This window comes from Lachnoclostridium sp. MSJ-17, assembly GCF_018918205.1.
Classification (GTDB): Bacteria; Bacillota; Clostridia; order Oscillospirales; family Acutalibacteraceae; genus Ruminococcoides.
On the sequence record NZ_JAHLQB010000030.1, the window covers coordinates 19,420 to 43,076 of the forward strand.

At 44.9% G+C, this 23,657-nt stretch carries 20 protein-coding genes; 4 read left to right on the plus strand and 16 right to left on the minus strand.

Features of this window, described 5'->3' with window-relative positions:
- Window positions 1-4: 4 nt before the first annotated feature.
- The 7 genes from pglX to KQI64_RS02460 all read right to left on the minus strand — a co-directional run bounded on the left by pglX (window position 5) and on the right by KQI64_RS02460 (window position 13,657).
- Entirely contained in the window at window positions 5-3,688 is a 3,684-nt protein-coding gene (pglX, locus tag KQI64_RS02430) for a BREX-1 system adenine-specific DNA-methyltransferase PglX (RefSeq protein ID WP_216523174.1), read from the minus strand.
- Between the two features lie 22 nt (window positions 3,689-3,710).
- Window positions 3,711-7,331: a BREX system P-loop protein BrxC gene (gene brxC, locus KQI64_RS02435; RefSeq protein ID WP_216523175.1), complete on the minus strand. Its 3,621-nt coding sequence runs from the start codon at window positions 7,329-7,331 to the stop codon at window positions 3,711-3,713.
- Between the two features lie 15 nt (window positions 7,332-7,346).
- Window positions 7,347-7,922, minus strand: a complete 576-nt coding sequence (locus KQI64_RS02440) for a DUF1788 domain-containing protein (RefSeq protein WP_216523176.1) — start codon at window positions 7,920-7,922, stop codon at window positions 7,347-7,349.
- Between the two features lies 1 nt (window position 7,923).
- On the minus strand, window positions 7,924-8,529 hold the full coding sequence (locus tag KQI64_RS02445) for a DUF1819 family protein (protein ID WP_216523177.1): 606 nt from the start codon (window positions 8,527-8,529) through the stop codon (window positions 7,924-7,926).
- A 217-nt stretch (window positions 8,530-8,746) separates the two neighbouring features.
- The gene (locus KQI64_RS02450) at window positions 8,747-10,141 is read right to left on the minus strand and encodes a gamma-glutamylcyclotransferase family protein (RefSeq protein ID WP_216523178.1); all 1,395 of its coding nucleotides are present in this window, start codon (window positions 10,139-10,141) and stop codon (window positions 8,747-8,749) included.
- Window positions 10,142-10,298: 157 nt separating this feature from the next.
- Window positions 10,299-11,300 (minus strand): hypothetical protein, encoded by a 1,002-nt coding sequence (locus KQI64_RS02455; RefSeq protein ID WP_216523179.1) that lies wholly within the window; start codon window positions 11,298-11,300, stop codon window positions 10,299-10,301.
- A 224-nt stretch (window positions 11,301-11,524) separates the two neighbouring features.
- Window positions 11,525-13,657, minus strand: coding sequence for a hypothetical protein (locus KQI64_RS02460; RefSeq protein WP_216523180.1), 2,133 nt, complete (start codon window positions 13,655-13,657; stop codon window positions 11,525-11,527).
- A gap of 192 nt (window positions 13,658-13,849) precedes the next feature.
- Between KQI64_RS02460 and KQI64_RS02465 the strand changes: the two genes are divergently transcribed.
- The 4 genes from KQI64_RS02465 (at window position 13,850) to KQI64_RS02480 (ending at window position 16,107) form a co-directional block, all read left to right on the plus strand.
- On the plus strand, window positions 13,850-14,089 hold the full coding sequence (locus tag KQI64_RS02465; RefSeq protein WP_216523181.1) for a hypothetical protein: 240 nt from the start codon (window positions 13,850-13,852) through the stop codon (window positions 14,087-14,089).
- 239 nt (window positions 14,090-14,328) lie between these two features.
- On the plus strand, window positions 14,329-14,739 hold the full coding sequence (locus tag KQI64_RS02470) for a hypothetical protein (RefSeq protein WP_216523182.1): 411 nt from the start codon (window positions 14,329-14,331) through the stop codon (window positions 14,737-14,739).
- Window positions 14,711-15,550 carry a helix-turn-helix domain-containing protein gene (locus KQI64_RS02475; protein ID WP_253289158.1) on the plus strand — a complete coding sequence of 280 codons (840 nt, stop codon included), beginning with the start codon at window positions 14,711-14,713 and terminating at the stop codon, window positions 15,548-15,550. Before KQI64_RS02470 ends, KQI64_RS02475 begins: the two co-directional genes overlap by 29 nt.
- Complete coding sequence (locus KQI64_RS02480; RefSeq protein ID WP_216523184.1) at window positions 15,499-16,107, plus strand: site-specific integrase; 609 nt, start codon at window positions 15,499-15,501, stop codon at window positions 16,105-16,107. Before KQI64_RS02475 ends, KQI64_RS02480 begins: the two co-directional genes overlap by 52 nt.
- A gap of 186 nt (window positions 16,108-16,293) precedes the next feature.
- On the opposite strand, the gene KQI64_RS02485 is transcribed toward KQI64_RS02480, so the two are convergent.
- The 9 genes from KQI64_RS02485 to KQI64_RS02525 form a co-directional block, all read right to left on the minus strand.
- A complete protein-coding gene (locus KQI64_RS02485) occupies window positions 16,294-16,839 on the minus strand; it encodes a transposase (RefSeq protein WP_216523185.1) in 546 nt (181 codons plus the stop codon).
- Window positions 16,814-17,689, minus strand: coding sequence for a patatin-like phospholipase family protein (locus tag KQI64_RS02490; protein ID WP_216523186.1), 876 nt, complete (start codon window positions 17,687-17,689; stop codon window positions 16,814-16,816). Before KQI64_RS02490 ends, KQI64_RS02485 begins: the two co-directional genes overlap by 26 nt.
- A 9-nt stretch (window positions 17,690-17,698) precedes the next feature.
- On the minus strand, window positions 17,699-18,415 hold the full coding sequence (locus tag KQI64_RS02495) for a flavodoxin family protein (protein ID WP_216523187.1): 717 nt from the start codon (window positions 18,413-18,415) through the stop codon (window positions 17,699-17,701).
- Window positions 18,412-18,861: a 3-hydroxyacyl-ACP dehydratase FabZ gene (fabZ, locus tag KQI64_RS02500; protein WP_216523188.1), complete on the minus strand. Its 450-nt coding sequence runs from the start codon at window positions 18,859-18,861 to the stop codon at window positions 18,412-18,414. Before fabZ ends, KQI64_RS02495 begins: the two co-directional genes overlap by 4 nt.
- Window positions 18,858-19,592, minus strand: coding sequence for a 3-oxoacyl-ACP reductase family protein (locus KQI64_RS02505; protein ID WP_216523189.1), 735 nt, complete (start codon window positions 19,590-19,592; stop codon window positions 18,858-18,860). The genes fabZ and KQI64_RS02505 overlap by 4 nt, the downstream gene beginning before the upstream one ends.
- A gap of 12 nt (window positions 19,593-19,604) precedes the next feature.
- On the minus strand, window positions 19,605-21,905 hold the full coding sequence (locus KQI64_RS02510) for a beta-ketoacyl-[acyl-carrier-protein] synthase family protein (RefSeq protein ID WP_216523190.1): 2,301 nt from the start codon (window positions 21,903-21,905) through the stop codon (window positions 19,605-19,607).
- Between the two features lie 3 nt (window positions 21,906-21,908).
- The gene (locus KQI64_RS02515; protein ID WP_216523191.1) at window positions 21,909-22,154 is read right to left on the minus strand and encodes an acyl carrier protein; all 246 of its coding nucleotides are present in this window, start codon (window positions 22,152-22,154) and stop codon (window positions 21,909-21,911) included.
- Between the two features lie 44 nt (window positions 22,155-22,198).
- A complete protein-coding gene (locus tag KQI64_RS02520) occupies window positions 22,199-22,882 on the minus strand; it encodes a lysophospholipid acyltransferase family protein (protein ID WP_216523192.1) in 684 nt (227 codons plus the stop codon).
- A gap of 280 nt (window positions 22,883-23,162) precedes the next feature.
- Window positions 23,163-23,657: IS66 family transposase (locus KQI64_RS02525; protein WP_216523193.1), on the minus strand; the 495-nt coding region annotated here is incomplete at its 5' end.

Below are 23,657 nucleotides of genomic sequence, written 5' to 3' on the forward strand. Positions count from 1 at the left end.
CTCCTCAAATCTTCGCTAAAATCTGTAATTTCTTTCCGTCCTGTGCGGTCTGCACCTTTTCGTAGTTGACCTTTACGCCGTCGTCGAGGTCTATGTCGGGGCGGGAGAGGGCAAGGTGAGCTACCTTTGCATCGTATTCTTTGGTTTCCTTGAGCTGCTTTTGGAGCTTTTCCTTGCGCTTTGCGGCGGCAGCACGGTCACGGTTGTTGGTCGTGTTGTCGATGGTATCCTGCTCACGCTCAATCTCTTTTTCGTAGGTACGTTGGATACGGTGCAGGTATTCTACACGCATATTGCCGATGGTGTCGGCGTTCCAACGGTGCATATAGACAAGCGCCTTAAAGCCGTTTTGCTTTCCGCTGTCAAAAAGCCAATAGATCGGGCGCTTCTGATATATCTTGCAATGGTCTTTGAAAAAGTCATTGAGGAAGTAGTTGCGGATTATATCACGGCTGGTATTGCCTTTGTTGCCGAGAGCCTTAGCAATAAAAGCAAGATTTTCCTCAAGCTTATTAATTCCAAAAGCCACCTTTACAAACTCGCAGAAACGACCTACAATGTCATCATCAAAATACGGAGTGTCGGTGATCGGAATACAGTTATCACCATCGGGAAAATAACTCGTATACTTCTCGCTGTTCCATTCTCCGCCGGCATATGCTAAACCATCATTATCAAGAGAATAGCGTCCAAACATACAACCGACGGCATAGGAAATAAAGCTACGCATATCACGCTGCAAATCAGCCTTGCGGACGGTTACGTCCTTGTCCGCAACTTCGGGCGTCAGCTCGTCCTGCAATCCGTAGATGTCAATGAATATGCGGTTGAGTTCTTCTTCGTTGGTTTTTAATTGACTGAATCGCTCGTCACATTCCCTTTCCCAACGATGATAGGCTTCTTCAAGTGTGTTTTCAATCAGATAACCGTTGCTTTCTTCCCGTTGTACTTGTTGTGGCGAGAACAAAAAATATGATAGAAACGGATGCTTTTTGAAATCCCAAGAGGTTTCAAAAGAATCCCATTCATCTTTACATATTTTAATGTTTTCTTCTACAATCTTTTCCATTTCGATTTTACGAACGCTATCATAAACAACGGGAATTTTAGCTATTGTACCACAATTAAAATCTAATGTAGGTGCCAGAATTTTCATCATTTCATTGTTTACAACTGAGTTAGTCAATGCCATATAATAATACAGATTACCATTCTTACAAAAGCACGATGAACCTTTTGTGTCAAAAATAAATCCAACCGGACTATATCTGCAAGAAAAATTGCCTTGTGATAAAGCACTCCAAGTAAAGCATTCTTTAAAATAGCAATCTCTATTGATAACCCTTCCTTTATGATTCACATTTGAATGTGAATCAATATAATCACATACATCCTTTCCTTTATTCTCAAAGTTGACCAAAAGAGTATTATTACCAAACCATTTTCTAAAACTCCCACCTTTATTATATGGAAACCACTTATAGCCTTTGCAAGTATCTTCTTCAGATGTACCATTGAATAACACTTTACCAATATCAACTTCAGACCAAACACGCAAAAATCTATCATTATTCGTTGTTGCCATTCCCTGACAAGGATAAGCTAAACTCCCTAAAGTATCATTCCTAAAGACATCAATGATACTTTGGCTTACCCAGTAAGCAATTGGTGAGCCGGGGATTTTGGAGAAGTCGTCAGTACTAACCTCTGCATAACGATTTTCAAAATTTGGGAATACCTTTGGTCGGTTGAGTCCGGTTTCTTCATCTTTTATAATGTCTTTCAATGTAATATGTGTATATGTACCTTTATAATTTGGAATGCGATTGTTTTTGAATACAGTAACCGCTGTACCAAAGGCAATGCCCATTACCATATTTTCCATATGCATTAAATCTACAATGGTTTTTGTAGCTAAAATATTTTGGCGCATTTTTTCAAAGCTGGAAAGGAACATCCAACTTTGCATTGTTACCATTGAATTGTAACCATCACGAACAACCCAATTATTTCCTTTTTCAATAAAAGTTGAGAACAAATCAGATTTGCTATTGGGATAGTGCTTTTTGACAAAAGCGTTTAACTTTGCGCTCATACCACTTCCACCCATATACGGCGGATTAGTACAGACAACTTCGTATTTTTTTAGCATGATCTCTGTCTGTCTGATTAACGCAGGAAACAGCTTGTGCAAGCCTTTTCTTTTGTTGGTGTCAAAAATATTGTCAAAGTAGGCTTGCTCGATTTCAAAATACTTTTCTTTTACCTTTTCAAATTCTGCCTTGGCGATATTGGGGTTGAGAATACTGCCGTATTCCTTCGCGTCATAGTATTCATCTGCAAGACGCTGTGCGGCAGGCATCAAATCGCCGAAAAGCTCTAAATCCTCGCTGTTTAAGCTGTTGCTCTCCTGAATGGAGCATAGATTAGGACGGATGCCACGCGTAAAGAAACGGCGGTCATAGGAGCGAGCCTTCATCATTACGGCAAAGTATGCAAGCTGGGTAGCACGGTCGTCAAGCTCCAAACCGTACAGATTCTTTTCAACAATGCGCTGTGCAGCGTCACGCTCAGTGTAGCCCTGCGCTGTATAGATGTCCATAAACACATCAAAGGCGTACACGAGGATATGTCCGCTTCCCATACAAGGATCAAGGAAAGTGGAATCTACATACGGCGGTACGTCGCCCTTGTTGTACTTATGGCTTTCTTCAATACGGAAGCGGTCTATAATTTCCTGACTCTGCTCCGCTTCTTCCAGATAATACTTCCACTTAGATTTGAAAGTATCAATCTTTGCTCTCTCGGTGTCGTCCCAATCGCCGTATTTCAGATTATGGATAGCGATTCGTCCGAGGGAGTTTTCTACCATATAGCGGACGATCCAATCAGGAGTAAAAAGCTGGGTTGCCGCAGGAACATCCTCTTTGCGTATCTTTTGACCGGAAGGACGACCAAACACCTTGTCCTTCGGCTCGGTATTGTAATACTGATACAGCCAGCCGATAATCTCAACCTGACCTTGCTTTTCAATATTGAAATCGTCCTCGGAAATATCGTGTACAAGGTGATATACTACGCCGTCCTTGTCGGTAAAGGATACGTTTAGGAGCAGCTCTGTATAATCATTTGTTTTTTCAAAGAGTTCGGGGAGTATCTCATTTAGCTTGTTGCATTGCCTGATAAACAGAAATTGAAACAGCTCGTCGCTCTTATTGCGGTCTTTGAGGTTGTCGATCAGGTCGATCTCGTCCTCGGTAAAGTCAAGGTCGGTATCAAAGGGATTGGTAACGAAGTCCGGCTCTGCCTTTGCAGGATTCTCAGAGGAAAGCACACGGACACGACCGGGCAGATAGTCGTTGACTTCCATAAAGCGCACGGCGATCAGGCGGTTAAACCAAGTGTAGGCAACCTCCTCGATCACAGCGTCAAACGCTTCGGCGTGTTTGAGCTGTTTCGCTTTAATAGCAGCGACAAGGGATCTCCTCTGCTCGATGGCGGTCTTACCCTCCAAGCGAACAGGCTGGCTTGTGCCAATATCAAATAACTGCAAGTCGTCCGTGGACTGCGGTAACGGATTGGCAATCTCCTTTTCGGTAACGCCGAGCAAACCGGCTTTCAAAATAATGTCGGCTCTCAGCTTGTTTCTCGCCCATATAGCAAAGTTTTTTATCGCTGTCTTATTCATCTGAGCTTCCTCCGCTATCTATTTAGAATTCAATATTGATTATCGTATCTTCTTCCAATGCGCTGTTGAGCTTGCTTTCAAGCTCCTGCAAATAGCGCTGAATATCCTCTTTGCTCTCAATCTGCCATGTCGCCTGTGAATTAAGGGACTTGATGTTAATGCTCTTGCGCTTCTTCAGCTTTGGAGCAGGAGCGACAGGAGCTTCCGTTGAAGTTGCTTCGGTTGCCTTCTGTGCCGCTTGTTCCGCTGCGAGCTGGGCGAGGATTTTGTTTTCTTCGGTTTGGATTTCGGTGAGAAATCGCATTTTTAATGCTTCCGCTTCATAGCGAATGCTTTTAAGAGTAGCAACATTATTGCAGTGAGTAGCCTTCTCGTGAATCTCGTCAAAGGCTCTGATTACTCTATTAGAGAATTTGTCCTTACAGTGTGTTTTATTCAGCTCATCAAAAACTCGTGTACGGGCTTCGTTGATGGCTTCAAGCACAGGCTCTTGCTCTGCCTTAACGAGTTTTGCATACGCCTTGCGGAATTTATCGATCAGGTCAGGCAGCTTATAAATATCGCTGAAAGGATTATCCTTGTGGATAATCGCCTTGATTGAGGAAACGGCTGATTCAACCTCGCTGTCAACAATGTAGGTCTTGCTTTCGTCGTAGATCTTCATCAACTTGATAGCATTATCCCAAATCTTGACTTGTTCGCCTGCAAAGAATTTTTTGATAGGCTCATAGTCCTCGGCAAAGTCAAGGAAATCATCGCAATAGGAATCTACTGTTGCGAAAAACTCTGTCGGGTATTTGCAATCCAAAACTTCAATAAGGAGCTTCTTACCGTTTACGATAGTCTTTCTGCAAGGATACAAGGGCTGATTATTGTAGTCCTTTTCAAGTAATTCAAGGTCGTTTTTAAGCCCTTTTGCACGATTCATAAAATCGTTCATTATTGTATCGTCGTCATCGCTGGGAGAGGTGTATTTGAGCAAATCCTTCATTACGGCACGGACAGCCTTTTTCTGCTTCTCGTTAGCTTTGACACGCTTTTCGGTCATCAGCTTTTCCAAAAACTCCTTACGGGTAACGTAGCGATAAAGCTCGTCCGCAGATTTGGAAATAAGCGATACCATTTCATTATTTACATAGAACGCAATCTCGCCATCCTTGAACAGCTTGGCAACTAACCATTGTACGTCAGCTTCAATAAAGCCGTATGGCGGAGCCATAAAGCGATCCATAAGAGTTTTCATTGAGGTTTTAACGTGACGTAAAGAATTGCGGGCGATATAGTCGGCAACATCGTTCAATGCGAGCTTGTTGATCTCTGTGCTTGTCCCTCCGAGCGTGAGCTGCTGTCCGTTGTCACGGAATATAGCTCTGATGTCGCTGTCCGAAGTGGGAGTATCAATATAGCTGAGCTTGCTGTAAACAGCCGAAGCAAGTTTGCCTAACGCTTCATTGAAACGAGCGGATACATCTTTAGCCGACGGCTGAATCTTATCGCCGTTGACATAGATGTCGGCGGCTTTAAGCGCTTCTTCAAGGAATACTTTTGACTGTTCCTTATGTTCGCGGAGTTCAACACGCTTATCAGCTTTAATCTGCTCATACTTAGTGGCAGTTTTGCCTGATTCGGAAGTTAAGTATTTTTCAATCTGGATAGATATTTTTATTTCGTCAAGAAAAGCACTGTCGTCGGGCAGCACAACCAAAACACTGGTGCTTTGTCCCGAAATCATACGGAGAGTAGTTTCGTCCGATATTTCGTCGCTGTTCGGCGTTAAGACTTTCAAGGTTAAGGCAAAGTTTTGATTAGCCTTGTGCGGTCTGTTATCTACAAAACGATTGAAGCCGTAGGAATAACGTCCTCTAAGCTCCGGCGCACGGTATTTGTTTTCGTTGAATAAGCCTTCAAAAATCAGCTCGGATACCTTTGCTGTAATCTCACCTTGCTCAACATTCTGATTTCCTACAGCGCGGTTAATTTCCTGCTCTTCGTTGGTAAGGAATACATAGGTTTCGCCTGTGCTTTTCTGTACAAGCGTTTGTTTGATAAGACGCTTTAAGGCTGTTTCAACCTTCTGCTGCAATTCTATTCTATCTTCGTTGATGTCGGATACCATAAGGCTTGTAATGTTTTCGACAGTAGCCTTGATTTCCTTGACATACTTAATCATAAACAGCGCTTTGAGTACATTTACATCAAAGCAATCCGTTTTGTGGTCGGGATTTAGCTTCTCGTTATTGAGCGCCTTTGTGATAACTCCTCTGTGTGAATGGTCAATAAATTCCTCTAATGCGCTGTAAAACATATAGAACGGCACAACAGCTCCCAATTCTTTATGCTTAATATTTGCCGCGCTTTCTTTAAACAACGCCAGCATAGAACGCTCGCCGTCAGCAAGGTGTTTGCCCGAAGCACCATATGTACGCACAGCAGTCAGGACAGAGCCCAACAGATTAAACTGATAAGGCACAAACGGATAGGTATTAGCAAAATCATCTCTGTTGCGATAGAGCTTTTTTTCAACATCATCATTAAAAAGAATCAGGTTTTTTATGACTGTAGCCTTATCATCGTAAAGGAGGGTCAAAGAGGATCTTCCTGTTTTATTTTTGTCGAGTATTCTCTTGCGGATAACCTCGGCAACATCAGCAGACGACAGCGAAAGGCGGGTATCAAAACGTCCCTGAATCTTTGAGAAGTCACGACCTTTAACCTTTGTGATAGAATCAATGTCCTGTTGGCTCGTAACGATTACCCAAGCTTTGCCGCCGCAGACTGTACCCAAATCCTCTGTAACGGTCTGCAAGTTGAGCATAAGATCAGTGTCATCGCCAACATACTGCCCGATTTCGTCAACAAGGAAAATCAGGTGATGGTTCTTGCCTTTACCGTCGATATACTTTTTGATAAGCTCCGCAAAACGGTCAATGCTGAGAGCATAAGGTTCGGTAGCCTTTTCACACCAATTCCGTGCAGCGTCCTCGCTCATAAAGCCGATAGCTGTCAGTGCTTCTACGAGTTCATCCTGAACGAAGTCGATCGCTGTGCGTTCTTCAAGCCAAGAATCACCGCTGATTTCTTCAAACTTTGCTTGAAACTCTTCGTATTTACCTTCATCGGTCAGTCTGCGTTCCAAATCGGCAACGTGAGGATATGCACCGCAAAAGCCGAGCTTTTCATTGAACACCTTTAAGAATACGGACAGGATTGCTTCCTTATCCTTTTTACCGGTGCTTTCGCTTTTGGAATCGATGTTAAACAGAATAACGGTAGAGGGAGTATTGGCGGCGAGCTTCATATCGGCAAGCACCATGCTGTCTGCTATCTTCTTATCTCGCTCAAAGTATTCAATAGCAGGAATGCCGTCAACTGTCTTGTTCTCCAATATGTAGGAGATTATTTTCAGAAAGTGAGATTTACCGCTTCCAAAGAAACCTGAAATCCACACGCCCATCTTGTCCGTTCTGCCATTGATTCCTTTCTTATAATGATCAAAGAATGTGGCAAAATGCTTTTGCAGTTCTTTGGTAACTACATATTCTTCAAGCTCTTGCTTGATATTTTCTTCTTCTGCCTGACCGACCTTAATAACGCCTTTGAGGTCACGCTCAATTGATTTTTTAAAAATGTCCCTAATAATCATAGTGTCCTCCTGCTTTTACACCAATTTGAAAGCCCGATAATAGTTATCGTCTTTGATCTCGTTGAATAAAATCAATTCTTGTCCGTCGTACTTACCCGGATAGAAAAGCACAACGGGTACTTTGTCAATCACCAAATTCAAATTATTCAGGACGGTGTGTGAGCGAATGATAGGATAGCATTTTCCGATACCGGTGATAAAAACAATAGCCTTATCAGGCGTATGCTCCTTGATATATTTGACAATCAATCCATCTGTTGAGTTGACTTTCATCAGATTTGCAACAGCACTGCTTACTTTTTGAAAGCCTTTTTTCTGTTCAATGGAGTAACACTTTTCCAAATACTTCTTGTTTTGGAGTATCTCTATCATAATATCATACAAATCAAATATGACTATCTTATACTCGTCACCGCTGTTCTCATTGCGTTTCTGAATGTAATTGATACGTTCTCTGACATACAATTCGTCCTCGGCAGGGTAGTCAAAAATATAGTATCCTACCTCATTGCCTAAACCTCGGTTTTCTCTGAATTTAGGCTCTTTGATTTTATTCTCGGCTGAATCCAAACGGTCATTTAAATTGCTCATATCAGTATTCTCCAGTAATCGCTTTAACTATCGCTGCTTCTCCGTGAGCTTGCAAGTATCGTTCTAATGCAATGTCAAGAAGCGGAGGTGTAATAATATAATTCTTCTTTCCCTCACTTCTTAACAGATTAGCTTCTGTCATAAAATTGTAGTACGCTGATTGTACCCTTCGTTTTGTAGTATCCTTCCATTCGGCAAGAGAGTCATCTTGTGATTCTTTATGATTAAAGAATGTTTTTCCGTCAGCTAATGCAAGTGTTTCCTCACCAACAATGATTTTTTCTCTATATACCTCATAAAGGAACTCAAAAAATAGCCTATCCTTACGAATCACTGCTATTAGATTGATAAGTTTTTGAGTAGCAAGATCAGACGAGTAAAAAATTTTTGCCAAATCTTCCTCTATAACACTTACTCTATTAGAAATATAACCATACATTCTTTTAGCTCTATACTCATTGGGAGCGCCAAAGAGATTTTCTTTTATAACTGTCTTTTTTATCTCGTCGGTATTATATCCGTTTTTAACCAAATTGAGATATTGCTTAAATTCATTAAACCAAAAGGCTTGAGCCATAATACCAGCCGAATACGTTTTCTTGTTCATTCTTCCAACACGCTTTCTCAACAAATGTTGTAAGATGACTTATAGTTTTAGTTAATCCTATTATAAATCAACCATTGTCCTATAATCCACCCAATGCTCTACAGGCACTATAAAACATTACAATTATTCATATTTTACCATAACTTCACTGTCTATTCAACCGATTTTGTTAAATCAGTTTGTATTTCTTGAAGTCATTTTATCAGAAGCAAGTGGATTATGCTGAGATCAGCCCCATAATATAGCTGATTACTTCATCATCGTCAAGCGCAAAACTCCTTCTGAGCTGTGCTGCTATCAAGGTCAAATACTTTTCGTCGGGAAGATTCACGGGTCTGCGTGTTTTGCTTGTGAGCGTATAGACAGGACGATCGTTACGGATACCAAGGCAAAGAATTCTGCCGTACCAATTTTCGGAAGAACCCTCTTGATCCCGAATATCCATAAGCTGAGATCGCTTGATCGGGTAAATCTTCATATAAGTTCTGCCTTCTGCATTGGGGTCAAAGAATGCTGCTCCCTTATGATTCCATGATGGGCTGCTGTTTCCAAAATACATTTTTCCTTGAACAACAGCATATTCGGGACGTCCCCAGTGTGTTTTGTCTTTACAACCGATATATGATTTCCCGTTAATATCGCAAGTGCCACCTTCAATATAACAGGCAAATCGCTCCTCCGACAAATTTGAACCATAGCAGGCATACCAAATAGTATCGTTGTCATCAACGCCCCACATCTCATTTTTTATAGGCTTGTGATCAACGCTGCCGAGGTAAATATACGCATTAGCCGTTATTTTTTCCTTATCACTGACTACTTCGAGCTGCTTCCTTACAAACAGAGAACCTTCGCCCTCATATCTGTCAAGCTCCGGAATAAGGTTTTTGTCAATCACATATACTTCGCCGACAACGGTTTCGCCGCTTCTTTCTTTGATTCCGGGATATGCGCCGAGATCAAACATCGCATAATCCTTGAGAGTGTATTTACCTCTGTAAATGCCATCCTTGATCAGTTCATGCGCAGACTGCCCGTTCATAAGGCTGCCGTATACAAACAACAGCGTTTCATTCGGCTTAACCGACTTCAGACGTGCTAAAATGGTTTTTCCTGCGTCCGCATAGCTTTCGCCGCTCCAATCATCCTTGATATTACCGCTGCAAATGTTCGTTTCTAAGTAGTTGACGGCTTTGTTGATTGCCGCAGAAAAAACGGGATTAAACTCCGGAAACATTGAAATAAAATTGCTGACCTGTCCCTGAGCAAAAATATCCATAGCTTCAAGGAAACATTCCGTGCTGTCATAGCCCGATCCAAAAAACTCTCTGCCTGTGCAGGCGGTCAAGCCGTCGTGCAACGTTTCTTCTATTTTTTTGATATTGAGCCATTCGGGGTAGCGGCATACTGCAAGCATCATCGTTGCGCAAGCGAGATAGGTAGGCGTGTAGACATAATACACCCTGATGTCTGACGGAACTTTACTCGGATTGTGATTGCCGTAAAACTTCATGCCGGGAAGTTTGTCGTAGCTATGGAAGTTGTCTGCCAGTCGGCGAATCATTCCTTTAAGCTCGCCCTTGCCGATGTTCTGTGTGTTGATGTTTGTCAACTGCTCTCTTAACTCTCTGTTGATTCTTTTTTCGATTCTGCTCATGGTAAAATTCTCCTTTTGATAATGTATTCAGTAAGTTGTTTTCTTACTGTGTCTATATCATACATCAAAAGGGAAAAGGGTTGTGGAAGATAAAGTTCCAAAACCCTTTTTTTCAGCACAATTCAATTTCTATTACGTTTTCTTCGATGAAATCTATGTAATCATCAGGTTCGTCAACACTTATTGCTCTGTAATTATTTTCCAATATTACGATTTTTTGGTTTCTTCTTTCTATCTGTGTATCATTTATTATTAAGGTCAGATTGCAAAGACGATTACCTTTATACGCACGGAGCAGTTCTTCTGCCAAGTTATCCAATATCATTTCTCGTTCAGTCAAGAAACCAAAAACGTGACCGTGACTGATTCTGTATTCAATCATATCTAAAAAATCAGTGAGCTGTTCATCATGTTCTGCGTATACACTTCGTATTCTTTCTTTATAATACTCTGTGAGTTGAATCCAAATATCCGCTCCGATATACTGAGCAACATCGCTTTCAGTATCCTGCGCAAGCGATTGAAGCAACTTACCCGTCATCATAACGTTTGGAAAAAGAATAAGCGGATTTACCGTGTTCGGCGAGTGATATTCTTTTGAATTATCCGAAAGGCGTTTTTCCTTTATATCCACACGAATAACATGACCGCCGATTTTCAGTTCCTGATCCACCTTTCCTAACGAAGGTGAAAGAGCGCGTAAATCATTCTGGACTGTTTTATAACCTACTCCTAACTCTTCCTGCAATTTAGATTTGCTGATTCCTTCGCGCGCTTGCAACAGTTTAAGCAGTTCAACTGTTTTATCAGTACGAATGAAATGAGGGAAAAAATCTTCGGATTCAGTCACCTGTTCTCCAAAATAGTCGGCGATTCGTTTGATCCACTCAATAATGAATGGGCGAACAACTCTTTCTTTATAAGCAGGAGAAGCAGCATAAGACATAATATAATCTTCAAATCCCGCAAGAGCATCCCTGTAACCTGCTATGGTTGGTGAAATCCGTGTTTTTAAGCAGACGGGTCTATCACCGGAGCCATTCCAATAGCGATTGAATTCCTTTTTCTTCGGTATGGTTTTCCTTAAAACATTTTCAGTGTACAACATTGTCATCGAATGTCATCCTTTACAAAATTTCACATAAGATTTATTATTCACATCACTTGTTCACAAGATGAGAAAATGCTGTAAAACAATACAAACACCAAGGCATGGAGTGTTCTTGCAACTGCGTGATTTCTAGATGGTCATTAGTCAATCGTGTCAAGAATGTTGGAATCTGTTTCTGTAATGATTTTTTTATCAAATCAAGATCATTCATAAATGTTCATTGACCATTACTGTGTTGGTATATCATCCATCGCAAACTGTTCCGCACACTTTTCGGCGCTGGCGAATTGGAAATAACAGACCCTGATATTATATTTTCGCACGATATCCATCACCTTGTAGTAGTGCTTATGAGCTATGGCGTTGCTCTGTATCCAGACAACCTCCGCGTTCGCAATCAGGCTGGCGTTCGGCTGTTCATGTAGATCTATGAACCGCACATTCTTCAAGAGCGGCTTTATCGCCTTTGCCCACGTTTCATGGCCGCCCACGATCACTGCTCTGGATTTGGCTGAGTACGGAAACTGAACTTTCAGCCGTTCCTTCTCCTGCGTTTCGCTTGCGGGATGAATCATTGAGCGCAGCTCGGCAAGCTCGGCGTTGGATTCTTTCAGCTCCTGTTCATATCGTGAGAGCCGTTCTGCCTGTTCCTTATTCTGCTTGTCGAGTTGATGGACAAGGTTATTCAGACGCTTGATTTCGCTTTTGAGTTTTTTCTCTTGCTCATCAGAAATGTTATTTTCTGTGTTCTCTACCGGTTCTTCAATATCAATTTCTTCATCTAATACACGGTAGTCTGAATCCCGTTGAGTAATAGAGTAAGCCAGAGACAGATATTCTATCAGAAGATTAACCTTGTCCTCTGAAAACCCCTCTTTCAAAAGCAACTGTTTCTCATGCGACAGAATCGCATTGTATCTCGGAGGAATGATACCCGAAACCGTAAACGCAAGCTGCGCAAGAGATAAGTGTTCCGCGTTTTCGGGATATTCTTCTTCGTTGAACGGCGATGGATATTGTCTTTCAAACAATGTATCTTCTGCCTTGCTGATGGGGTTTTCAACAGGATTATCCAAACTCATCTCAACAAATTCTTCGCCTCTGTCGATACCCATACCCCAATCGCGGTCAACGCACTCAGATTCTCCCCATGGCAATTCATGGCAGACAACAAACATGATGACATAGGCGGCGTTATACGTCCATACAATGTCGCTGTTATGATCTAATAAACTCAGGAACGCAAAGCACATCTCAAACGGCTGAGTAACTTCTATCGGTCTCAACTGCGACATGATTTCTTCGTCGAGCGTATCATCCAGCTTATCTTTAACGAGTCCCGGCAGAAGAAGAATAAGACGGTAGAGACTGTTTGCTTTTGCTTCACACTCACCGAGTTCTTCATCGGCTTCTCTAAGCTGTTGTGCCGAATCATGCATATCGAAAAGGAAATCAAGCTCTCCTTCTGTATTGATGCCGACCATCAGAGGTGAAAAGAATTGCTTGGATGCATTTTCCACATTGTTGATTTGAGATTTTAACAGCCTGTGGATTTTTCTTCTTGCTTTTTGTTCTTGCTTGCGATATCCGTGAACTATACCGAGAATGTTATCAATAAAATTCCATGTGTACTTCTCAAATTGTTCTTCAAGATTAGCGACAGTGTCCGTGTCTATCAGAGATATGAGGGCGTCATATTTTTTTCTGTGGGGTAAGTTGACGGAGTCCGGAGAATCCTTGAGACGGGTATCTGCTTCGTCCATAAACGATTTTTCTTCGTCGAAGCCAACCATACCTCTGTTGCGGTTTTGAATAATGTGGATAACCGACCTGATCGCGTCGTCACTGTGGAGTGCATCGGAAATGTTGGGGAGGTATATTTGGTCAAGTTCCTCCCGCGTTTTCGGGAATAACTGCTTTGCTTCCTCATACCGATCATTGTTTTTCAGATAATCAAGTATCCATATTGCCGCCGCCATCTCAATGTAAAACCGTCCGTTTAAGCCGTTAAACGTGAGCGCAACACCGGGAAGGCAGAGATTGATGATCTCGTCTGCAACGCACATCTCTGGATACTTAGCCGAGAAACGTTCATCGGCGAGCTCCATCATATTGCGCACGGCTTGTTTTCTGCGCTTGAAAACCAGATAGTCCCAATCATTTGCTTTCTGAAATTTCTTCCCTTTTCCAAATGCACGGAACAAATGCGTTCGGTGAGTGAACTCGGCATCAAGTGTTTTGCTTATCGCCTTGTTTGTTTCGTTCGAAGAGTAGTCATATTGTTTGATCTGAATGTCCTTTTCGAGATTTTTGAGCTGCCTTTTCAGCTCATCAAAGGTAGACGATCCTTTGTTTTTCATGGTATCACCTCAGTTTGCTTTCTTAGGGAACAAATGATAAATCTATTCGCCGACTTGCGTGATATGCTTGGCAACGTATGTCTGGATTGGGAGATCGTTTTTGAATTCCGGCTAAAACGGGCGCGGTATGTTCGTATTTACGCGGACGTTCTTGTGATTACGGAAAACAAGGTCTTCTCTTTGGAATTCAAAATGAAAGATAAAATAGATACCGAGGAGATTTCACAAGCAGCAAAATATGTTCCGTACCTTGAAATTGTATTCGGCACGAACTATGACGTGATTCCCGCTCTGGTGCTTACCACAGCGAAGGACTATTTTGATTTTGCCGCAATCGGCAGAAGCGATTCTGTTCTCCCCGTTTGCTCGGGCGATATGCTTTTTAACGTATTTGACGAGTATCTGGGATTTTTGTCGGACGGAAATCAATAACGATTTGGAAAGCGTCATAAGCTGAAATAATTATCTTCCTGTTGAAATCTGAACCGACGATGATTCGGACACCAACAGGAGGATTTTTTCATTATAAATCATACTGTGATTTCCTTTCCGTCGCGGAAGACGAATGTTATTTTACCATCCAGCCGGATAACACAGTGCTTTATCATGGTTACCCATAGACCGACATCCCATTCTTCCAAAATCAACGGTCGTTCACGCAGGCTGTTTATATGATCGATAAGCTTGATTCTACGGCTTTTGATATAATTGCCTGCGGAATGTTCTCGGGTGTTATGAAACGTTGTGAGTCTAATTTAGACAAACACAATACAAAAGACAAGTCAACAGGAAACGCTAACATAATTAAACTCATTTTGAATTATTATCATGAAGCGTACGCAAAGAAGAATCAACATGAAAACCAGGCCAAACAATTCACCCAAAAGTTGATAGATTGTTACTATAACGCAGATGTAAATCAGCCTTCAAAAGGATATATTATTGGACAAAGAATCTATAATAATCTGGAAAAAGCACAGAACAATTTAAACCCTGAGGATGGTATGCTATTTAGTGTGCTTGATATTAACCTTTACGATTGGGGTTGTATTGATGTCGACGATTCAGAAGAGAAGCAATAACACATACACCATAACAGTTTCCCTTGGATATGGTGCCGACGGAAAGCAGATTCGCCGTACAAAAACAATTGAGGCGGATTCTAATCTTACTCCAAAGCAAATCGAGAAATACGTTCAACAGGAAGCGGCGCTGTTTGAAGCCGAATGCAGACAGGGCTTGGTTCTCAACGGCAATATAAAACTGCAGGACTTTATCGAGAACGAATGGCTCCCGCATAAAAAAAGAGAGCTTAAAATCCGTACATATAAGCGTTATACGGAAATGCTCCCGAGGATATATTCGGCATTAGGGCACCTGCGTCTGGATCGCATCAGGCCTCAGCATCTGATGTCTTTTTATGAACAGCTTTCCGAGCAAGGTGTCAGGCTGGATGTGAAATATCGCTGCAAAATTAATTTAGCGGAATATCGCAAAAAACGCGCAATGAGCCGTGCGGAACTTGCCCGTCAGACTGATATTTCAGCCTCAACACTTGCGGCGATAGAACAGGGGAAGAATTGCAGCGAAGAAAACGCTAAGAAGCTATGTGCGTTTTTGGGCGAGCAATTAAACGATCTTTTTGATTCTCAAAAAACCGATGCTACGCTTTCTCCTAAAACGATATTGCATCACCATCGTTTGCTTTCGTCCGCATTAACCGACGCGGTTATGTGGGGGCATATACTGAATAATCCGTGTAACCGTGTCCGTCCTCCCCGCGTAAAAAAACAGAACCGCGCTTTCTCGATGAAGTTGAAGCAAAAAGATTGTTTGAATTGTTGGAGGAAGAGCGTATTGACTTTAAAACCGCAATTCGCGTATTGGTATTAACAGGCTGCCGTCGCGGTGAGTTGCTTGGATTGCACTGGAGTGATGTGGATTTTGAGCAATCTCTGATTTCTTTCAAAGAAAATCTGCTTTATACTCCGGAGACCGGCATTTATTTAGATACCACGAAGACAGATTCTTCAACACGCGTTATCAAGGTTAGTCAGATGGTAATAAACGACCTGCGTAAATACAAAGTATGGCAAATGGAGCGTCAGCTGGTTATGGGTGATCGCTGGACTGACACAGGCTTTGTTTTCACTAATTTTGAAACCGGCAAACCGCTGAATCCGGATTCCTTCAGCAAAAAGTTTATTGATTTTATCAAGGCGCACCAAGATGATCTGCCCTATGTCTCTGTCCACTCCATGCGACACACCAACGCAACCTTAATGATTTCAAGCCATGTCGCCATTACAACGGTTGCCGCGCGCCTCGGGCACGCCAACACAGCAACTACCGCTAAAATATACGCTCATGCGATCAAGTCTGCCGATGAAGCCGCAGCCGAAACTTTAGAAGATTTGCTTAATCCAAATGATTCGACGAACACGGCATAAAATTAGATATCAACTTCACAAATGTAAAAAGGCAGTCCGAAAACCAATATCATTAAGATAAGCCAAAGGGAGCTTAAGAAAAAGCACACTTGCGAAAAGCAGGTGTGTTTTTTCGTAAAAAAGTGCAAGGCAATAAGACTGACCGAAATAGTCAGTCAAAAAAGAGATATTGAAAAAGCATAGGAATTATGCTACTCTGTAAGAGAAGCTGGCAGGCGGGATACTACGGAGGTTTCTCGGCTTGGAAAGATAAGGACGATAGGGCAAAATATGTTTACTAATCACAGCTTCAACAGCTTTAGGAGCATATCTGCCAAGTAAAAGATTGCGGCAAGCGTACACAGCAACAGAAAAGTTAATTTTGTAGAGATGTTTTCTTTTCTTTTTTCGGATAGCTATGTGTGAAGTAACAAATTCGGAGAAGTTGTAAAGAGTAAGGCGCGCAAAAATTTCTTGGAGGATATGCTCCGATTTTTTAGAATGAAAAGCGGACAGACCAATAGTATATTTGAGTTTTCTGAAAGAAGTTTCAATACCCCAACGCATAGAATAAAGCTGTTTTAATATACACGGGGGAAATTCATTCTCATCTAAGTTAGTAACAAGGACTTCAAATAAATCGTCAGTTATTTGAATACGAACGAATCTTAAATGTAAAGAGTAATAAGTAGCGGGAGCAGAATACTTAGATGAAGAAGGCACGACCTTAATTCTGCATTCCGCATTCCGCATTCCGCATTGATTTGACGCGCCGTTGCAAAAACTCTTTTATTGCTTCAATCTGCTTTCCCGCGTAATCATACGCGTATTGGTAGCCCTTTTCCAGCTTGTCCCTGTTCATTTCAAACGTGCCTACAAGCGTTCTTTCGGGGCGGACGGTCATTATCCTTCCCTCGTCGATATACGGCTGCATAGCCGCTGCCTGGGCGTTGTAGCGCTCCAACCTGTCAAAAAGCCTTTTTGTAAGGTTGGGATAGTTTTTATATACCATCTGCATAGTGCGGTGATAGCGGTTGTAGTCGGTAGCCTGCTCGGTAACGGGCTTTGACATCACCACAAGCAGCTTGTCGCAGCCCTGAGAGAAGGCGCGCTCATAGGGGAGGGCGTCCGCAATGCTTCCGTCGAGGTATTCCTTGCCGTCGATCTTAACCTTTGAGTAGAGAACCGGAAGCGAGCACGAGGCGCGCAGAATATCCATAAGGCGCGTTTCGTCGCTCTTTTCGCGGAAGTATTCGGGCAGCCCGGTTGCGCAGTCGGTCGCTACGATCTCGGTGATGATATCCGACTCAAAAAACGCCTTGAAGTCAAACGGCAGCCTTCCGTAGGGGTATTCGTAGACCATCTTTTTAAGGTCGCCGCCGAACATCTTTTTCAGCCCTACGCCCGTAAAGCCCTCTTTTTGAGGGATGATGTTTTTTTTAGTCCGCTCGCTTTGCCCCGCAACAAAGTTGAGCGCCGCCTGTGCGCCCGAGGAAATTCCGATGATGTAATCGAAACTGATATTGTTTTGCACAAGACGGTCGAGCACGCCCGCAGCAAATATCCCGCGTCTGCCTCCGCCTTCAATAATCAGTCCTTTCATACTTCCTCCTTAAGCTTTGCCGTCTTTCGGTAAAAAATGTCTGCTCGCAAGCAGTCCGAAGCCCTTTGACGTCAAAATGGGCTTTGAGATTTTTTTTGCGGTTTCGTCACTTAAGCTCAGGTTTTGAGCAAACTCCGCACCCGCTTTTTTTATGTCCGCAAGGTAGCTTTCGCGCTGCCTTATCGGGTGGTCGGCAACAAATATCTCGCCCTGAGGGCACAAAATCGGCGTGTATTTTCTGCCGCCGAGTATCAAATCGATCTGGCTGAGCAGAGCCGAATACACGGGCTCAGCCTCAACATAGCCGCAGCTTGAAATAACGACCAGCTTTTTGTCACGCACAATCTCATCTTTAAAATCGTGGAACGACGCGCTGTATGGGTCGCTGCTCTGCGACATGTACGGAACCATAAGCGGAAGGCAGCGGTCGGTGAGCGCCTTCAGCTGAGAGGGGACACCGAAAAAGTACAGCGGAAAGCTCACTATGATAATATCCGCGCTGTAGATTTTTTCGTGGATATCCTTGACGCCGTCCTTGATCTTGCAAACGCCGGTACCGCTTTTCCAGCAGTAGTAGCAGCCCGTGCAGGGGTTTACGTCGCACCTGTAAAGCTCAACGGTTTCAAGCTCGGTATCGGCGGGGAATCCGCCGACAAACGCGCGCGTGATATTCATGGTGTTGCTGCGCTCACCCTTTGGGCTTGCGTTTATTACCAAAACCCTCATTGCGCGTATACCGTGTCCTTGTCGATCGAGGTGAACATCATGCTGCCCTTTGCCTTAACGACGCCGTCGCAGCTTATTACCGCGCTGAACTCATACGCCGCCGCGGTCGCGCGGATGACCTCGACCTTTATTTCAAGTCTGTCGCCCGGAATAACGGGGCGAACGAACTTAAAGTCTTTTACTTTTAAAAGCACATACAGCTTGTCCTCAGCCGACGCGGTGCCGGGGGAGATGACAAGGCTGCAAAGCTGTGCCGCGCTCTCGATAAGCAGCACTCCCGGCATGATCGGAGCGTCGGGAAAATGCCCGTTAAAATGCGGCTCGTTTACCGAAACGCACTTAATGCCCGTCGCACTTTTGTTTTCTTCCCATTCAGTCACCCGCTCTATCATCTGAAAGGGCGGGCGCTGCTTTAGTCTTTTGTTGATTTCAAGGAGGTTCATCATAAGCTGAGCCCTCCGTCAAGCACGATAGTCTGACCCGTAAGGTAAGAGAAATCGCCGGAGCAGAGCGTCGCCACTGTATTGGCGACCTCCTCAGGGTCTGCGAAGCGGTGCATCGGCACCTGTTCAAGATACTTTGCCTTAAGCTCCTCGGGAATAGCGTCCATCATCTCCGTGGCGATAAAGCCCGGGGCGACCGCGTTTACGGTTATGCCCTTGGGCGCAAGCTCCTTAGCCATAACGGCTGTCATCGAGTTTACCGCGCCCTTGGTGGCGGAGTAAACCGCCTGACCTTCAACCGCCAACACCGAACTTACCGATGAAATATTGATGATTTTGCCGCTTCTTTTGCTCAGCATTTTAAGAGCCGCCTGCTGTGCGCAGTGGAAATAGCCCTTGATGTTTATGTCGAGGCTGCGCGTCAGCGAATCCTCTCTTATCATAAGAAGATAGGCGTCGTCAACTACTCCGGCGTTGTTTACAAGCACGTCAAGCTTGCCGAACTCCTTTACAACGTCGCGGAACATCTGCTTAACGGCGTTCAAATCGGCGGTGTCGGCCTTGTAGGCGACAGCCTTTCTGCCCAGCGAGGTTATCTCGTCAACGACCTCCTTAGCCTTTGTGTCGTTGGAGTTGTAGTTTACCGCAATGTCATATCCTCTTTTGGCGAGCGCTACGGCGCAGGCTCTGCCTATACCGCGCGAAGCGCCTGTGATGAGCGCAACCTTTTTCATAACTTCCTCCGTTTATGCTTTCTTTATAACAACTGCCGAATATGAGCCGCCCAGTCCGAAGGACACAGCGAGAATATACTCAGCGTTATCCGCGTTGAATCCTTTAGCCTCGGCTTTTCCTGCCAAAAGCTCGGCCGCGTATGCCGCGCTGAGGGCAGCCGTGGCGGCTCTTGCCTCGCCGTACTGCTCTTTTACGCTCAGAACGGGAATATCTTTGCCGAATACCGCATTCAAAGCGCCCTTTTCAAGCGCGTCAACGGACTTGTTGCCGTTGGCAAAGCCGCACACCGCGTCGATACCGTCGAGAGTAATGCACGCGTCGGCGCAGGCGTCCTTAATAGCCTTTTCAAGCGCCTTTTGTGAGCCGCTTATCTCAAACGCCTCAACGCTGCCGTGAGCCGTTGCGCAGCCCGCGATCTCCGCGAGGATCTCGGCGTTTCTCGCCTTTGCGGCGCTTTCCTTTTCAAGCACAAGCGTTACCGAGCCCTCACCCAGAGCGATACCTTCGCCGCTGTAGGGCTTGCCGCTGCCTGTAATGCCGAGACGCGCGCTCAAAGTTGATTCGATGTCGGTGTTCTCGTCGGTGCCTGCCGCGAGCATGACGTCGGCTTCGCCCGCCTTTATTACGTCAACCGCGTAGCAAACGCTCTGCAAGCCCGCCTGAATGCTGTTTGCGACCGTGGCGTTGTAGCCGCGGATGTTCGAGAAAATGCTAAGGTAGCCGCCTGCCGCGTTGTAAACGGTGTTGGGGAAGGCAAAGGCGCTGCCCTTTTCGGTGCCGTTTTTGATCGCGTTTATCTGGAAGTCGGCGATCTCCTTAAGAGGACCGTCGGCTGTTCCTATTACGATACCGATATTGTTTTCGTTTGTCTCGTCAACGGTGATCCCGGCGTTTTCAAGCGCGCTTACGCCGCTCAAAAGCTGAAGCTGGCTGAAGCGGTCAAGCTTGCGGAAGAACGCCATCTTGATACCGTGAGCCTTGAAGTCGGCTGAGGTGAACTGCGCGCGCAGTCCGTCGGATCCTTCCTCGCAGGGCGTTCCCAGCAACTTGCCTGCGCCCGTGATATAAACCTTTTCGTCAGTCTCTTTTTCGGGGAGCTGAGCGGGATTTTTTGAGAAGATGATGCTCGCGTTGTTGCCGCCGAACGCAAAGGAATTTGACATTACGTTTGTAACGGTCTTTTCTCTTTTTGTGTTGGGTACAAAGTCGAGCTTGCCCGCTTTTTCGGCGAGTTTGTCTAAATCCTCGGCGGTGTAGCCTATCGTTGGCGGAATAACGTTGTCGCAGACGGATTTTACCGAGAAAACAGCCTCGATAGAGCCTGCCGCTCCAAGACAGTGACCTGTCATTGACTTGGTGGAGCTTACCGATAGGTTGTCGCTGCCGTCAAACAGAGTGTGGAGCGATAAAAACTCAGCCTCGTCGTTTTTGGCGGTTCCCGTTCCGTGAGCGTTGATATAATCGATGTCGTTAAAATCCAGAGCGGAATTCTCTACAGCGCGCTTTATAGCCGCCATCTGTCCCATTCCGTCGGGGCGCGGAGCGGTTATATGGTGAGCGTCGCTGCTTACTCCCGAGCCGAGCACGTCGCAGTAGATTTTTGCGCCTCTTGCTTTAGCGTGCTCGTAGCTCTCAACGATAAGAACGCCCGAGCCCTCGCCTAAAGTGATGCCGCTGCTGCGGTTAAAGGGCGAGCAGCTGTCGGTGTCAAGGGCGTGCAGGGCGTGGAAGCCGCTGAACGCAAGGGATGAAAAGCTGTCGGTGCCGCCCGCAATAAACGCGTCGGCCTTGCCCGCGCGGATAAGGTCGCAGGCGTAGGCAATGCTCATCGTGCCCGCCGCGCAGGCGTTTACGATGTTGGCGGTGGTGCCGTTGAGGCCGAAGTGCTTTGCCACGTTGTTGGCTATCGCGGAAGCGGACATCTTCCAAATGTCCCCGGCGTCGCTTTCGCCGCCCTTTATTTCGTCGGTGTAGTATTTGTCTATGCTTGCCGCGCCGCCCACACAGCTTCCCAGGATAACGCCTATGCGGCTGCTGTCCTCGCTTTTGATGTCGAGCTTTGCGTCCTCCACTGCCTGAGCTGTCGCTTTGATGCATAACAGGGAAGAGCGGTCGTAGTTCTCGCTTGACAGCGCCTCGTTTGGAAGATCGACCTCGGCGCCCTTGTGAGCGTAGCAGTTAGCGGTGTCGACCGATTTAACGTCGTCGATACCTGTCACGCCGTTCACGGCGTTGCTCCAGCAGGTCTGCACGTCGTTTCCGAGCCCGCAGACAAGCCCCAAGCCCGTAACAACTACTCTTTTATCAGCCATATTTTACGCCTCTTTGTGAGTTTCTACATAGTTTGCGAGAGTCTCGATCGTCTGGAAATCCTCTCTGGGAGCGCCGGTCATGTCGATGCCGAACAGCTCGTCGATGCAGGCGATGATCTCGATAGAGTCGATAGAGTCAAGGCCGATGTCCTCGCCGAACAGCTCAGAGTCAAACTCAAGCTCGTCCTCGGGGATTCTGAGGGTGTCTACAAGTACCTTTTTGATTTTTTCTGCGATTTCGATGTTCATAATTAACTTTCCTTTCAGAGATTATTTGTTTTTATAGTAAGTGCTCAGCACTTATCGGCATAGGTTTCCTCAAAATACGTGCCTGTTCTGCCGTATTTCTTTTCAAGCTCGCCGTACAGCCTGCGCACCTCGTTCTGCGAGGTATGCATAAGCTCTTTGGCGTATTTTGAGTGGCGCATGTTTTCGGGACAGCGGCTTTCTATCGCCCTGCCGACAAGCGCGCGCTGACGCTTTCCGAAAAACATTTTATATCGCCCGTAAATGGCTATGGGTATTATCCTCGCGCCTGTTTTAGCGCTTAACAGCCCGGCGCCGCTTTTGAAGTCGAGCATTTTGCCCTCGCGGGCTATGGCTCCTTCGGGAAATATCAAAACAGATTCGCCCTGAGCGATAAGCTTTTCGCCCGTCTGGAACCACGACGCGTCAAGCGTGTCAAGGTCAATGGGAATGCTCTTTGTAAGCTTGATGAATTTTCCGTAACCGTCCTTGTCGTACCACTTGCGGCTGACAACCGAATACGGCTTGAACTTTTTGGCAACAGCCGCGCCGAAAACGCCGTCGAAGTGGTGAGTGTGATTCGCCACGAAAATGAACGGCTCCTTGCCCGCAAGCTTTTTAAGCTGCCTGTCCTGCCAGACTGTCTTGGGGCGGAGCGCCACGGTCACCGCGAGGTTGAGCAAGTGAACGAATATTTTGCTTTTAAGCCCATGTTTATTATGACCGCTCATGCCCTCACTCCTCATCTTCGCATACAAATACCGCTTATATTATACAAATACATCTCGCTCAGTTCAATGGACAAAATAACGAAAAATGTTACTTTTTGGACTTTTTTATGTGCTTTTGTAGAAAAAGTATTTTTTGCAAACGCTCTCTTTATGTTTGAAATAAAAAAGCAGAATAAAAGGTTACAGTTTTGTCACTAATCCATTGCCAAACACAAACATTAGTGGCACAATAAAATGAAAACAGAAAACATTAAATGAAAGGAAGTTTTGAATGGTAAAATCAATGACAGGTTTTGCCCTCTTCCTTGAGCACCTGTACCACAGTTTCGTCGGCATAGACGACGCTGCCCGCCAGAAGCTGCTTTTTCATCAGCTTATAGAGCGGCTTGAGCCATTTCTCGGCAACCTTGATCATCCAGTTTGCCATCGTTGCTCTTTTAAGGTCAAAGCCGTCGCGCAGCCATATCTTCTCCTGTCGCGCTAAGGGTACACCGTCCACATACTTTTGCGTCATCACGTCCGCGACCAGCGACGGCGACGCGTAGCTGTGCCTGATGAGCGGTTCGGGCGGCTGAACCGTGTAGATCCGTGTTACGCCCTTGTTTTTCTCACAATTGTCGCAGGTGTATGTGTAGGTGTAGTAATTGACGACCTTGATCTGTTTCCTGATGACGATGAGTTCCTTGCGCAGGAATTTCTTGCCCATTATACGCAGAGAATTGCCGCAGTTCGGACAATACCTTTCATCCTCAGGCAGTTCGAGAATGACGTCCTC